Origin of the sequence: Streptomyces pratensis, assembly GCF_016804005.1 — a bacterium.
Lineage (GTDB): Bacteria > Actinomycetota > Actinomycetes > Streptomycetales > Streptomycetaceae > Streptomyces > Streptomyces pratensis_A.
This window is the reverse complement of record NZ_CP051486.1, coordinates 4,697,468-4,710,760: the sequence shown is the minus strand read 5'-3', so window position 1 is coordinate 4,710,760 and position 13,293 is coordinate 4,697,468. Positions and strand designations below refer to the sequence as shown.

10 protein-coding genes are annotated in these 13,293 nt (G+C 70.0%); all 10 read left to right on the top strand.

The features are described 5' to 3' along the window. The first annotated feature begins 157 nt into the window (after positions 1-157). Positions 158-1,402, top strand: a complete 1,245-nt coding sequence (locus tag HED23_RS19100) for an extracellular solute-binding protein (RefSeq protein WP_203184615.1) — start codon at positions 158-160, stop codon at positions 1,400-1,402. A 2-nt stretch (positions 1,403-1,404) separates the two neighbouring features. Continuing rightward, positions 1,405-2,334, top strand: coding sequence for a carbohydrate ABC transporter permease (locus HED23_RS19095; RefSeq protein WP_203184614.1), 930 nt, complete (start codon positions 1,405-1,407; stop codon positions 2,332-2,334). A gap of 4 nt (positions 2,335-2,338) precedes the next feature. Further along, entirely contained in the window at positions 2,339-3,238 is a 900-nt protein-coding gene (locus tag HED23_RS19090) for a carbohydrate ABC transporter permease (protein ID WP_203184613.1), read from the top strand. A 52-nt stretch (positions 3,239-3,290) separates the two neighbouring features. Continuing rightward, on the top strand, positions 3,291-5,693 hold the full coding sequence (locus tag HED23_RS19085; protein ID WP_203184612.1) for a glycoside hydrolase family 3 N-terminal domain-containing protein: 2,403 nt from the start codon (positions 3,291-3,293) through the stop codon (positions 5,691-5,693). 132 nt (positions 5,694-5,825) lie between these two features. Further along, positions 5,826-6,929, top strand: a complete 1,104-nt coding sequence (locus tag HED23_RS19080) for an endo-1,4-beta-xylanase (RefSeq protein WP_203184611.1) — start codon at positions 5,826-5,828, stop codon at positions 6,927-6,929. 329 nt (positions 6,930-7,258) lie between these two features. Further along, positions 7,259-7,465: a hypothetical protein gene (locus HED23_RS19075; protein WP_203184610.1), complete on the top strand. Its 207-nt coding sequence runs from the start codon at positions 7,259-7,261 to the stop codon at positions 7,463-7,465. 79 nt (positions 7,466-7,544) lie between these two features. Further along, on the top strand, positions 7,545-10,730 hold the full coding sequence (locus HED23_RS19070; protein ID WP_238442035.1) for a glycosyl hydrolase 115 family protein: 3,186 nt from the start codon (positions 7,545-7,547) through the stop codon (positions 10,728-10,730). A 27-nt stretch (positions 10,731-10,757) separates the two neighbouring features. Continuing rightward, positions 10,758-11,162: a hypothetical protein gene (locus HED23_RS19065; protein WP_203184609.1), complete on the top strand. Its 405-nt coding sequence runs from the start codon at positions 10,758-10,760 to the stop codon at positions 11,160-11,162. A 145-nt stretch (positions 11,163-11,307) separates the two neighbouring features. Next, positions 11,308-12,408, top strand: coding sequence for an NADH:flavin oxidoreductase/NADH oxidase (locus HED23_RS19060; RefSeq protein WP_203184608.1), 1,101 nt, complete (start codon positions 11,308-11,310; stop codon positions 12,406-12,408). A gap of 29 nt (positions 12,409-12,437) precedes the next feature. Further along, positions 12,438-13,166, top strand: a complete 729-nt coding sequence (locus HED23_RS19055) for a class I SAM-dependent methyltransferase (RefSeq protein WP_203184607.1) — start codon at positions 12,438-12,440, stop codon at positions 13,164-13,166. The last annotated feature ends 127 nt before the right edge of the window (positions 13,167-13,293 follow it).

Below are 13,293 nucleotides of genomic sequence, written 5' to 3'. Positions count from 1 at the left end.
CTTGCTCCTACCCCCTTGACTGACCCGAAACACAACCGTACGGTTCCGGCAACATTCGAAAGGCACGCCGAAACATTCGACAGAGGGTGCGGTCATGCGGTCGGGGATATTCGCTCAGGGCACACGAACGACGAGATGGGCCGCGGTGGGTGCGGCGATGGCAATGGCCGGTCTGCTGGTCGGCTGCGGCTCCGGAGGTGGTGGGAGCGACAGCGGAACCATCACCGCCTACGTCTACGGCGACGACGCGGTCAAGGTCCAGCAGACGGCGGTCGACACGTTCAACAAGACCTCCAAGGTCAAGGTGAAGCTGGTGCCGGTCCCCGGCGCCGACTACGTGAACAAGCTGCGCAGCTCCATGGGCTCGCCCAACGCTCCTGACGTCTTCTTCAACTGGGGCGGCGGCTCCATCAAGCCGTACGTCGACTCCGACGACCTGGTCGACCTCACCTCGACCGTCGAGAACGATGCCACGCTGAAGGACGGCTTCATTCCGTCGATCATGACCGCGGGCGGCCTCGAAGGAAAGGTCTACGGGGTGCCCATGCGCGGCATGCAGCCCGTGATGCTCTTCTACAACAAGGCGTTGTTCGCCAAGCACAAGATCGAGCCGCCGAAGACCTGGGAAGACCTCCAGGCATCCATCAAGGTCTTCAAGGCCGCCGGAATCACACCCTTCGCGCTCGGCGGCTCCGACAAGTGGCCCGAGCTGATGTGGATGGAATACCTGCTGGACCGGATCGGAGGGCCTGAGGTCTTCAAGAGGATCCAGGACGGCGACACCGAGGGCTGGGGCGACCCGGCGGTGCTCAAGACGGCCCGGACCGTGAAGGAGCTGGTCGACGCGGGCGCGTTCGGCAAGAACTTCAACTCCGTGGACTACGGCAGCGGAGCGGCGCCGACCCTGCTCAGCAAGGGCAAGGCCGCGATGCACCTCATGGGCTCGTGGGAGTACTCGACCCAGCTCGGCAAGGCTCCCGAGTTCGCCGAGAAGGACCTCGGCTGGACCGCCTTCCCGACGGTGGCCGGCGGTGTGGGAGACCCCGCCAACGTGGTCGGCAACCCCACCAACTACTGGTCCGTCAACGCCCGGACCAAGCACAAGGACACTGCCGTCGCATTCCTGAAGACGATGGCGTCGAAGACCTACGCGCAGGCCCTCGTCGACAACGGTGACGTGCCCACCACGTCCAACGCGGCCTCGATGCTGAGCGGTTCCCCCAATCCTCAGTTCGCCACCGACCAGTACGAAATGGTGCAGAAGGCCCCGAGCTTCACGCTCTCGTGGGACCAGGCACTCGAAGCCCAGTACGCCACGCCACTGCTCACGGAGATCAGCAAGCTGTTCGCCGGCAAGACGACCCCCGAGCAGTTCGTCGAAGCGATGAAGGCCGCCAGGTAACGATGTCCCACCACACTCCTGTCGCGAAGAGGCACGGAGACGGGAAGGCGGCCGTCGGCAACGTCGGTCGCCCACCGGTCGCCTGGGCGGTCCCCGGAATCCTCTTCTTCGCAGTCTTCGCGATCTTCCCCCTGGTGATCGCCGTCTACCTCTCCTTCTGCGAATGGGACGGGCTCGACTCCCCGGCCTTCACGGGGCTGGACAACTGGACCCGGCTCTTCAAGGACTCCGAGTTCGGTCAGGCCGCCTGGCTCAGCCTCCTGCTCACCACGATCAGCTGGGTCTTCCAGACTCCGGTTGCCCTGCTGCTCGGCGTATGGGCGGCGGGCCGTCAGCGCAGCCGCGCCCTCCTGTCCGCGATCTTCTTCATCCCACTGCTGCTCTCCACCACCGCCATCGCGATGCTCTTCCGCGCCCTGCTGGACCCGAACTTCGGCGTGATCCAGACGATCGGGCCCTGGCTCGGCATCGATCCCGGCGTCATGGGTTCCTCCACCGGCGCCCTGCTCGTGGTGGCCTTCGTCGGAGGCTGGCAGTTCATGCCCTTCCACACGCTGATCTACCAGGGCGGCGCCCGGCAGATCCCGGAGGTGCTCTACCAGGCCGCCTCCATCGACGGCGCGGGCATGGTGCGGCAGTTCTTCCACATCACACTGCCGCAGCTGCGCCACACGATCACGACCTCGTCGGTCCTGATGATCGTCGGCTCGCTGACGTACTTCGACACGGTGCTCATCATGACCAAGGGCGGCCCCGGAACGGACACGACCATCCTGCCCTACCTGATGTACCGGACCGGCTTCCAGACCTACGACCTCGGCTACGCGGCGGCCATCGCCACGGCCCTCGTCTTCGTGGCCACAAGCATTTCGCTGATCATGGTCCGCCTCAGCGGCTTCGGGTCCATGAGGTCCACCCGGGAAGGTATGTGACGAGATGTCGATCGACACCCGCCCCGCTTCGCCGAAGCAGCGAGCCACACCCGGCGCGTCGCGTCGCGGCCGCCCGGTCCGCCGGCGCAGGTCCCTGGGCAACCCCGTGGCCGGCATCGGCTCGCTGATCTGGCTGGTCATCGTCCTGGTGCCGCTCTACACGCTGGTCTCCGCGTCGTTGATGCGGCAGGACGAGGCACTGAACGGCGACCCGCTGGCGATCCCCACGGATCCGACGCTCGACAACTACGACTTCGTGCTGGACAGCGGGTTCCTCGCGCTGATCGGCAACACCGCGATCGTCGCCGTGGCCACGGTCGCCATCGTGCTGGTGCTCTCCGTCCCGGTGGCGTACGTGGCGGTGCGCACCCGCAGCCGCCTGTCGTCCCTCGCCTTCCGGACCTTCCTGCTCGGAGTGGCCATACCGGCGCAGGCGGTGATCGTCCCCCTCTATCTGATCATCGGCAGGATGGGGCTGTACGACACCCTGTGGGCGATCATCCTGCCCACCGCCGCCTTCGCCATGCCCGTGGCGGTCCTCGTGCTCAGCGGCACGATGCGCGACGTCTCCGAGGAGATGTACGAGGCGATGTCCCTCGACGGTGCCTCGCCCGTGCGCATGCTCTGGCAGCTGGCGGTTCCGCTTTCCAGGGCGGGGATCAGCACGGTGGCGATCTTCTCCGCGCTGCAGGCGTGGAACGGCTTCCTGTTCCCGCTGATCCTCACGCAGTCGGAGGAGCAGCGCGTACTGACGCTCGGGCTGTTCAACTTCATGAGCCAGTTCGGAGTGAACATCCCCGCGGTGCTGGCAGCGATCGTCCTCTCCGTCATACCCATCTTCGCCGTGTACCTCGTGGCCCGGCGGGCGCTGATCAACGGACTGATGGGGGTGGGCGGCAAGTAGCACACCGACGCCGCCCCGGACCACCGTACTCATGAGAGGAACCCCTGCCGCCATGGCAATCCACCCCGCCCCGCAGGCCCGTCAGGCCGATCCGCCCACCGCCGTCGACGGCCCCTGGCGCGACCCCTCGCTCGACCCCGAGGTGCGGGTGGCCGACCTGGCGGCCCGGATGACACTCGAGGAGAAGACCGCCCAGCTGTACGGCATCTGGGTGGGCGCCGACGCCGAGGGCGACGGAGTCGCGCCGCACCAGAACGACATGGTCGACCCGGTCGACTTCGAGGACATCACCACCCGCGGACTCGGCCAGCTCACCCGGCCGTTCGGCACCGCCCCGGTGGACCCGGGCGTGGGCGCCGTCTCGCTGGCCAGAGCGCAGGCCAGGATCGTCGAGGCCGGCCGGTTCGGTATCCCGGCTCTCGCCCATGAGGAGTGCCTGGCCGGCTTCACCGCCTGGGGCGCCACCGCCTATCCGGTGCCGCTCGCCTGGGGCGCGGCATGGGACCCCGAACTGGTCGCCGAGATGGCGCACCGCATCGGTAGCGACATGCGGTCGGTCGGTGTCCATCAAGGCCTCGCCCCGGTCCTGGACGTGGTGCGGGACCTGCGCTGGGGCCGCGTCGAGGAAACCATCGGCGAAGATCCCTACCTGGTCGCGACCATCGGTACGGCGTACGTCCGGGGCCTGGAGTCCTCCGGGATCGTCGCGACGCTCAAGCACTTCGCGGGCTACTCCGCGTCGGCCGGGGCCCGCAACCTCTCCCCGGTCCGGGCCGGTGCCCGGGAGATGGCCGACGTGATCCTGCCGCCCTTCGAGATGGCGGTCCGTGAGGCCGGTCCCCGTTCGGTGATGCACTCGTACGCCGAGGTGGACGGGGTCCCGGTCGCCGCCGACCCGTCCCTCCTCACCGGGCTCCTCCGCGACACCTGGGGATTCGGGGGAACCGTCGTCGCCGACTACTTCGGCGTCGGCTTCCTGGAGACGCTGCACAAGGTTGCCGCGGACCGCGGAGACGCCGCCCGCATCGCCCTGACCGCCGGCGTCGACATCGAACTCCCCACCGTGCGCAGCTACGGAGACGAGCTGGTCGCGGCCGTGCGTGCCGGACTCGTGGCCGAGGAACTGGTGGACCGCGCCCTGCGCAGGGTCCTGCTGCAGAAGTGCGAGCTAGGCCTCCTCGATGCGGACAGGCAGGCCCTGCCCGCCGTACTCACGGAGGTGGATCCGGAACAGGCGCGCGGCACGGTGGACCTCGACCCGCCGCTGAACCGGGCCCTGGCACGGCTGCTCGCCGAGCGGTCCTGTGTCCTGCTGGCCAACCCCGGCGGCGCGCTTCCGCTGAGCGGTACCGGACGGATCGCGGTCGTGGGGCCGCGCGCCGACGACCCGCTCGCCATGCTCGGCTGCTACTCCTTCCCCAGCCACGTCGGGGTCCAGCACCCCGGGTCGCCCATGGGCATCGCCGTGCCGACCGTCCTGGAAGCGCTCCGTGAGGAGTTCCCCGGTGCGGGCATCGACTACGCGCAGGGCTGCGACGTGGACGGTACGGACGACGGCGGGATCGAGGGCGCCGCAGCGCTCGCGGCCGGGGCGGACATCTGTGTGGCCGTGCTCGGCGACCGGGCCGGACTGTTCGGCCGCGGCACCTCCGGCGAGGGCTGCGACGCGGCCGACCTGGCGCTGCCCGGCCTTCAGGGCGAGCTGCTGGACGCGCTGCTCGCGACCGGCACCCCGGTCGTCCTGGTGCTGCTGACGGGGCGTACGTACGCGCTCGGCGGGCGGGCGGACCGGCTGGCCGGGTGCGTGCAGGCGTTCTTCCCCGGCGAGGAGGGCGGCCCAGCTCTCGCAGGGGTGCTCTCGGGACGGGTCAATCCCTCCGGTCGTCTGCCACTGGGCGTGCCCAAGGGCGCCGGCGGACAGCCGTGGACCTATCTGCAGCCGCCGCTGGGCCGGGCCAACGGGGTCAGCAACCTGGACCCGACCCCGCTCTACCCCTTCGGCCACGGGCTCTCGTACACCTCGTTCGTCTGGGAGCCCGGAGCCGAGGTGCCGGCCGAGCTCCGCACCGACCAGGAGACCGACCTCGCCGTCACGGTCCGCAACACCGGAGACCGCGACGGGGCCGAGGTGGTCCAGCTCTACGTCCACGACCCGGTCGCCCAGACCACACGACCCGAGGCCCGGCTGATCGGATACGCCCGGGTGCCGATCGCCGCGGGGGAGTCCCGGAGGGTCAGTTTCCGCTTCCACCCGGACCTGGTCTCCTTCACCGGGGCGGGCGGTCGGCGGATCGTCGAGCCCGGTGACCTGGAGCTGCGCTTCGCCACGTCCAGCGACCTCGCCGACGTCAAGCACACCGTACGGCTGCGCCTCACCGGACCCGAGCGCACCGTCGACCACCGGCGCCACATGGTCTGCGCCACGTCGGTCGACTCGCTGATCACACAGAAGTGACGTGCGGGGGCCTCGGCCCCCGCACACCCCCCCGGAGTGCCCGGGGCGGACATCGAAACTTTCGAAGGCCATCCCGGCGCGCAGGGCCACGGCTCCGTGGCCACGCGCCGCCCTTACGGAGAGGTATCTGTCATGCTCAAGGCAAACCGATCGGTCGCGGTCGGTTCCGCGGCCGCCGTTCTCCTGGTCTCCGCGTTCACCCTCTCCAGCGCTTCCGCCGCCACCGACGACACCGGCCGACAAGGAGGGAAGGGGCACAGCGCGGCCCCGCAGACCCTCGGCGCCCTCGGCCTGAAAGCGGGACTGCGCGTCGGCACGGCCGTCAACACGTCGGCGCTGGCCGAGGACGCGCCCTACCGGGCCGAGGTCGCGGGCGAGTTCTCCTCCGTCACCGCGGAGAACGTCATGAAGTGGGAAGCGGTCGAGCCGCAGCGGGGGACGTACGACTGGGCCGCCGCCGACGGGCTCGTGGACTTCGCGAAGAAGAACAGGCAACTGGTGCGCGGCCACACGCTCGTCTGGCACAGCCAGCTGCCCGCCTGGCTGAACAACGGCGACTTCACCCCCGACGAGCTGCGGGAGATCCTGCACCAGCACGTCACCGACCAGGTCACGCACTTCAAGGGCAAGATCTGGCAGTGGGACGTCGTCAACGAGGCCTTCAACGACGACGGCACGTTGCGGGACAGCATCTGGCTCCGCGAGCTCGGCCCCGGCTACATCGCGGACGCCTTCCGCTGGGCCCATGAAGCGGATCCCAAGGCGCGGCTGTTCATCAACGACTACAACATCGAGGGAGTCAACGCGAAGAGCACAGCCCTCTACGACCTGGTCACCCAGCTGCGAAAGCAGCGTGTTCCGGTCCACGGCGTCGGAATCCAGGGCCACCTGGGCGTCCAGTACAGCGCGCCGCACGACATCGCCGACAACATGCTGCGCTTCGACCGCCTCGGCCTCGAGACCGCGATCACCGAGGCCGACGTCCGGATGCCCATGCCGGCCGACAGCACGAAGCTCGAGGCCCAGGCGGAGGGATACGGGGTCCTGCTGCGCGGCTGCCTCCTCACCCCGGGCTGCAACGACTTCACCGTCTGGGGATTCACCGACACCTACTCCTGGGTGCCGGACACCTTCCCAGGCCAGGGCGCGGCCAACATCCTCGACGAGAACTACGCCCCCAAGCCCGCCTACAGCACCCTGCGTCAGACGCTGGCGCTCGCCGCGGGCAGGCGCTGAAACCCGAACCCCCAACGGCACCGCAGGGCGGATGAGGTGAGGGGATGACGGCGGACGCGGCCACAAGGCACCCCGCCGGCCGCCCCGGTCGCGTACATGCACCGAAGAGCCGGATGGTCCCCTCGGCGACGCCGGGGTGCGCACCGCCGTCCTCGTAGGTGTGAGCATGGTCGTCGCGATCCAGGCGGACCGGTTCGATGGCATGCCGGGCATCGTGGGGCGCGGCCGTGACGGGCCCTGTCCATACCGATGCCGCTGCCTGCCTTCCGCCGGCTCTGCCCCGTGCCGCACCGTCCTCCTGGGCACCGGTGGCGAGAAGGCACCTCTTCGTGAAGTCCGTCCTCGACAGCGCGGACCGGACGCTCGTGATCGTCACGCCGCCGGTCACGTCGCTGGTGGTGCACGTCGTCGGGCCGGTCGCACCGGATCCCGACGGCACGGCTGACGCGATCGTCGCCGGTCTCACCCCGCCCCGGGCCCGTGCGGCGAAGTGGCGCCGGCGGCCGACCGTCGTGATGAGAGGCATCACCGGCTGACGTGCCGGTCCGCACCGAACATTGCCAAGGGCTCACGCCCGTCCAATTTGTCATGTGTGTGAACAAAATGGAGAGCGACATGGACAAGCCCACCAGCCGCAGATCGGTCCTCGGGGCCGGTCTCGGGTTCACCGCGCTGGCGGCGACGCCGCTCGGATCGCTGATGGGGCTGAGCGGTGAGGCCGTGGCCACGCAGCCCGGGCCGGGGCACTCACCGGCCGTCCGCCCCACCGACCCCGGCGCGTACATCTCCTGCACGCCCAGCTCCGGTGCCTTCCCACTGGTCAGGGCCGGCCGGGCGGCTCCGATCATGGTCAGCGACCAGGACTACGACGGCGTCGTCCGGGTGGCGGGTGACCTCCGGGACGACATCGAGCGCGTCACCGGCGTCCTCCCCGCGCTCTCCCGGGACCCGGTGCCGCCCGGCCGCGAGATCGTCCTCGTCGGCACCATCGGCCGCAGCCCGTTGATCGACGGCCTGATCGCCGCCGGGAAGCTGCGGGTCTCCGGGGTGCGGGGCAAGTGGGAGACCAGCCTGCAGACAGTGGTGGAGAAGCCGCTGCCCGGAGTGGACCGGGCGTTCGTCATCGCCGGCAGCGACCAGCGGGGCACGATCTTCGGTGCGTACGACGTCTCCCGGGGCATCGGGGTGTCGCCCTGGTACTGGTGGGACGACGTCGTCCCCGTCCACCGTGACGCGCTGTACGTCCTGCCCGGCCTGCACAGTCAGGGCACCCCCGCCGTGAAGTACCGAGGGTTCTTCATCAACGACGAGAACCCGGCACTCGGCACCTGGGCGCCCGCGTTCTTCGGGCCGGGCAAGGCACCCGGTTTCGAGGGCGGGTTCAACGCCGCCTTCCACGCCAAGATCTTCGAGGTGATGCTGCGCCTGAAGGCCAACTACCTCTGGCCGGCGGTCTGGGGACGGGCGTTCGCCGAGGACGACCCGGACAACCACGCCACCGCGAAGGCCTACGGCGTGGTCATGGGCACCTCGCACGAGGCGCCCATGATGCGCGGCATCGAGGAGTGGAACAGGCACGCCGTCGCCGCGGTGCGCGACAGCGCGGGAAACATCACCAAGCCGGGCCACGACCCCTACGGCGGTACCGGGGAGTGGTCCTTCCGCCGCAACGCCGAAGCCATCAAGGCATATTGGCGGCAGGGTATCCGCCGTATGGCGGACGAGGACTTCGAGGGCGTGGTCACCCTCGGCATGCGCGGCAACGGCGACGTCAGCCTGCCGGACGGCGACGGCATCGAGCTGATGACCGAGATCATCGCCACCCAGCGCGAGATCCTCGCCGAGGAACTCGGCGCGGCGGACGGCGTCCCCCAGGTGTGGACCCTCTACAAGGAGGTCCAGCACTACTGGGACCGCGGACTACGCGTGCCGGACGACATCACCGTCGTCCTCACCGACGACAACTGGGCCAACGTCCGCAAGCTGCCCGACCTGAAGAACGACGCCCGCGGCGGCGGTTACGGCCTCTACTACCACTTCGACTACGTCGGGGTGGGGCGCAACTACAAGTGGGTCGACACCGCCTCGCTCCCCAACTTGTGGGACCAGCTCCACCAGAGCGCGGCCTACGGCAACCACGGCCTCTGGGTCACCAACGTGGGTGACCTCAAGGGCAACGAACTGCCCACCCAGTTCTTCCTGGAGTACGCCTGGGACCCCGACCGCTGGCCCCTGGACGCACTCCCGGAGTGGGAGGAGCGTTACGCCGCGCAGAATTTCGGCGAGCGGCAGTCCGAGGGGATCGCCGGGATCCTGCGCACGTACGCCCGGCTGCAGTCCCGCCGCAAGCCCGAGCTGCTCAACCGGCGGATCACCCTCGACCCGGCCAAGGACCCGGCGAAGGACTCCTCCGCCGTCGTCTACGACGACCGCGCCACGCCCTTCAGCATCGTGGACTACCGCGAGCTGGAACGGGTCACCGAGGACTGGCGGCGCTTGGACACCGCCGCGGAACGCGTCCGCCGGAGCCTGCCCGCGTCCGCCCAGGACGCCTGGTACGAGCTCGTCGGATACGCGGTCCGGGCCACCGCGAACCTGTACGCCCTGCGGGAGGCCGAATTCACCAACCTGCACTACGCACCCCAGGGCCGCGCCCTGACCAACCAGCTGGCCGCCACCGCCGAGGCGGGGCTGGCCGAGGACTTCGCCCTGGCGCGGCGTTTCGACACCGAGGTGGCCGACGGCAAGTGGGAGGGCTTCCAGACGCAGCCGCACATCGGGTACGGCGACGTGGACCGGTACGGGCCCAACGCCCCCTGGCAGCAGCCCGAGCTGAACAACGTGGCGATCGCGGACGAGATCTTCCCCGCCGTGCGGCGCATCGAGCTCCCGCACAAGGCGGAGATGGGCGTGGCCGTCGACGGCTCGTCCGGCTGGTGGCCGGCGTCCGGAGACGGCGGCGAGGCGGTCCTGCCGGTCTTCAGCCCGTACCAGAGCCAGCCCGCGCAGTACGTCGAGGTGTTCAACCGTGGCACCGAACCCTTCGGCTTCCGCATCCGCACAGGCGCCCCCTGGCTGACGGCCGACCGGACCCGTGGCCTGGTGGAGGCCCAGACCCGGGTCACCTTCCGCGTCGACTGGTCGCGCGCGCCGAAGGGGATCACGAGGGTCCCCGTCACCGTCTCCGGTCCCGGCGGCGCCGAGGTCGTGGTCACAGCCGTGGTCGACCGGCCGCGCCTGGAGCGCGCACAGCTCAGGGGCTTCGTCGAGGCCAACGGATACGTCTCCATCGAGGCCGACCACTATCACCGGGCCGTCGGTCGCGACGGCATCTCCTGGCGGCGCATCCCGGACATCGGCCGCACCGGATCGGGCATGGAGCCCTTCCCTGTCACCGCAGCGCGGCAGACCCCGGGTGGCCGTGGGCCCAGGCTGGAATACCGGCTCAGTCTGTTCACCACCGGGCCGGTCACCGTCTGGGCGTACCTGTCGCCCCGCAACAACGCCTTGGCGACCGACGGGCTGACCTATGCCGTCTCCTTCGACGACGACGCACCGCGCTCCGTCAACATCACCGAGGTCACCGGGTCCGACGACGGCACCATGAACACCCAGTGGGCCCGCAACACCTCGGACAACGTCAACCGCACCGGCACCGTGCATCGGATCGACCGTGCGGGCACGCACGTACTCCGATTCTGGATGGTCGACCCGACCGTGGTACTCCAGAACCTCGTGGTGGACACCGGCGGCCTCAAGCCCAGCTATCTGGGCCCGCCGGAGAGTCTCCGGCTGAGCTGACCGGAGCGGGACGAGGAGGCGGCAGGGATGAGCATCGAGATCCGGGACACCGAGGGGCGCGGTGCGAGGCTTGAGGTGGCCCCGGGGCCCTCGGAGGGGCCTCTCCAGGTCGGAATCCTGATCGAGGACTCCTCGGCGCGGGCTTCCTGGTCCTGCTCCCCGGCCGCGGCCAGGGAGCTGGCCGCGGCGCTCGTCGAGGCGGCGGCCGAGGCGGAGGCCGCGCGATCGGCGGAACCCGTCACCGTGAAGGCGCGTGAGCTGCAGCGCGGCGACGTGCGCGACGGGGACCGTCTCATGACGGTGGAGGCCGTCAGGACGGACGGGGCGAACGTCCAGGTGACCTGGACATCGGGTGGCGGGCGCAGCTGGAGCCAGATGTACGAGGCCGATACCGACATCAGGCTCCGTCGCCGGCTGCTGCCCGGGAAGTGAGGGAGGGGCCGTACGCGCTGCTCGTATTTCGACGATTGCCGTAGTACGGTGAATCTCGTAGTACGGTGAAACTCGTACGAAGTGACGGCCCGGCGCGCCCGGGCCGTCACGCCGCCCTTTGCGTCCCCAGGAACCGGAGCCCCTTGTGAGTGCACTGTTCGAGCCCTACGCCCTGCGGTCGCTGACCATTCCCAACCGCATCTGGATGGCACCGATGTGCCAGTACAGCGCTGAAGCGTCCGGCCCCGACGCGGGAGTGGCCAACGACTGGCACTTCACCCACTACGGTGCACGCGCGGCAGGCGGAACCGGTCTCGTGCTCGTCGAGGCCACCGCCGTCAGTCCTGAGGGCCGGATCAGCGCCGCGGACCTCGGAATATGGAACGACCGCCAGGTGGACGCGTTCCGCCGCATCACCGCCTTCCTCGACGGCCAGGGAACCGTTCCGGGAATCCAGCTCGCGCACGCCGGGCGGAAGGCGTCGACCGGCCGCCCCTGGCTGGGTGGCGGTCCCGTCGAAATCGGAGACCCCGAGGGCTGGCAGCCCGTCGCCCCGAGCCCCCTCGCCTACGACGACGGCCACAACGTGCCCGCCGAGCTCAGCACCGAGGACATCCAGCAGGTCGTGGGGCAGTTCGCCGACGCCGCCCGCCGGGCGCTCGACGCGGGCTTCCGGGTCGCGGAGATCCACGGGGCGCACGGCTACCTGATCGGTGAGTTCCTGTCCCCGCACAGCAACCACCGCACCGACGCGTACGGCGGCTCCTTCGAGAACCGCACCCGCTTCGCACTGGAGGTCGTGGACGCCGTGCGCGCCGTGTGGCCCGAGGACCTCCCGCTGTTCTTCCGCATCTCCGCCACCGACTGGCTGACCGAGAACGAGGACGACCCGCGCGAGGGCTGGACCGCCGACGACACCGTCCGCTTCGCACGTGCGCTGCTCGCACACGGCGTCGACCTGCTGGACGTCTCGACCGGAGGCCTGGCGCCCAAGGCGTCGATCCCCGTGGAGCCCGGCTACCAGGTGCCGTTCGCCGAGCGGGTGCGCAACGAGACCGGCCTGCCGGTGGCCGCCGTGGGGCTGATCACCGACCCCGTGCAGGCGGAGAAGATCCTCGCCGACGGCAGCGCCGACGCCGTCCTGCTCGGCCGCGAACTGCTGCGTGACCCCTACTTCGCCCGTAACGCCGCACGCGCACTCGGCGGCGACGTCCAGGCGCCCGAACAGTACGACTACGCGGTGTGACATCGCGTCAGTGGGTACGCTGAGCGGCGATGTTCACTCCCCAGGGCCCCACGCTGCGCGAACTGGCTGTCCAGGCGCTCTCCTCGACGATGCGGGGATACGACCTGCTCGCCCCGAAGTTCGACCTGACGCCCTACCGGACCCCGGACCGGGTGCTCGCCGCCGTCGCCGACGCGGTGCGGCCGCTCGGGCCGTTCGGCAGTGGCCTCGATGTCTGTTGCGGCACCGGGGCGGGTGCCGAGGTGCTGCGCGGACTGTGCCGGGAGCGGGTCACCGGCGTCGACTTCAGTGCCGGCATGCTCGACGTCGCCCGTGCCGCGCACACCGGGGACGGCACCGGCCCGGCAATGGACTGGGTCCGGGCCGACGCCCTGGCTCTGCCGTTCGCGCAGGCCTTCGACCTGGCCCTGAGCTTCGGGGCGTTCGGCCATTTCCTGCCGGAGGAGCGTCCCGTCCTGTTCGGCCAGGTGCACGCGGCGCTGCGGCCGGGCGGCCTGTTCGCCTTCCCGGTGGGCGCGCCGCCCGCCGTGGGCTCCGGGGCCTACTGGTCCCTGATGGGATTCGACCTGGCCATGCGGGCGCGCAACGCGCTGTGGCGCCCGCCCTTCGTCATGTACTACCGCACGTTCCCGCTCGCCGGTGTGGTGGACGACCTCGTGGTCACCGGATTCACGGTGCGGCTGCTGCCTCTTGAGGAATTCGGCCGACGGCCGGACGGCAGCCCCCGCGTCCGGCTCGTGGTGGCGGCCCGTGGGTAACACGAGGCCCGTGGGTAACACGAGGCCTGTGGGTAACACGATGCCCGTGGGTAACACGAGGCCTGTGGGTAACACGATGCCCGTGGATAAAACTACGACGATCCTCGTACAATGGAGTCCCCTGCAC

Bases quoted from the DNA above. Each gene is read 5' to 3' on its own strand.
- HED23_RS19100 (WP_203184615.1), top strand. From the start codon at position 158: ATGGCAATGGCCGGTCTGCTGGTCGGCTGCGGCTCCGGAGGTGGTGGG.
- HED23_RS19095 (WP_203184614.1), top strand. From the start codon at position 1,405: ATGTCCCACCACACTCCTGTCGCGAAGAGGCACGGAGACGGGAAGGCG.
- HED23_RS19090 (WP_203184613.1), top strand. From the start codon at position 2,339: ATGTCGATCGACACCCGCCCCGCTTCGCCGAAGCAGCGAGCCACACCC.
- HED23_RS19085 (WP_203184612.1), top strand. From the start codon at position 3,291: ATGGCAATCCACCCCGCCCCGCAGGCCCGTCAGGCCGATCCGCCCACC.
- HED23_RS19080 (WP_203184611.1), top strand. From the start codon at position 5,826: ATGCTCAAGGCAAACCGATCGGTCGCGGTCGGTTCCGCGGCCGCCGTT.
- HED23_RS19070 (WP_238442035.1), top strand. From the start codon at position 7,545: ATGGACAAGCCCACCAGCCGCAGATCGGTCCTCGGGGCCGGTCTCGGG.
- HED23_RS19065 (WP_203184609.1), top strand. From the start codon at position 10,758: ATGAGCATCGAGATCCGGGACACCGAGGGGCGCGGTGCGAGGCTTGAG.
- HED23_RS19055 (WP_203184607.1), top strand. From the start codon at position 12,438: ATGTTCACTCCCCAGGGCCCCACGCTGCGCGAACTGGCTGTCCAGGCG.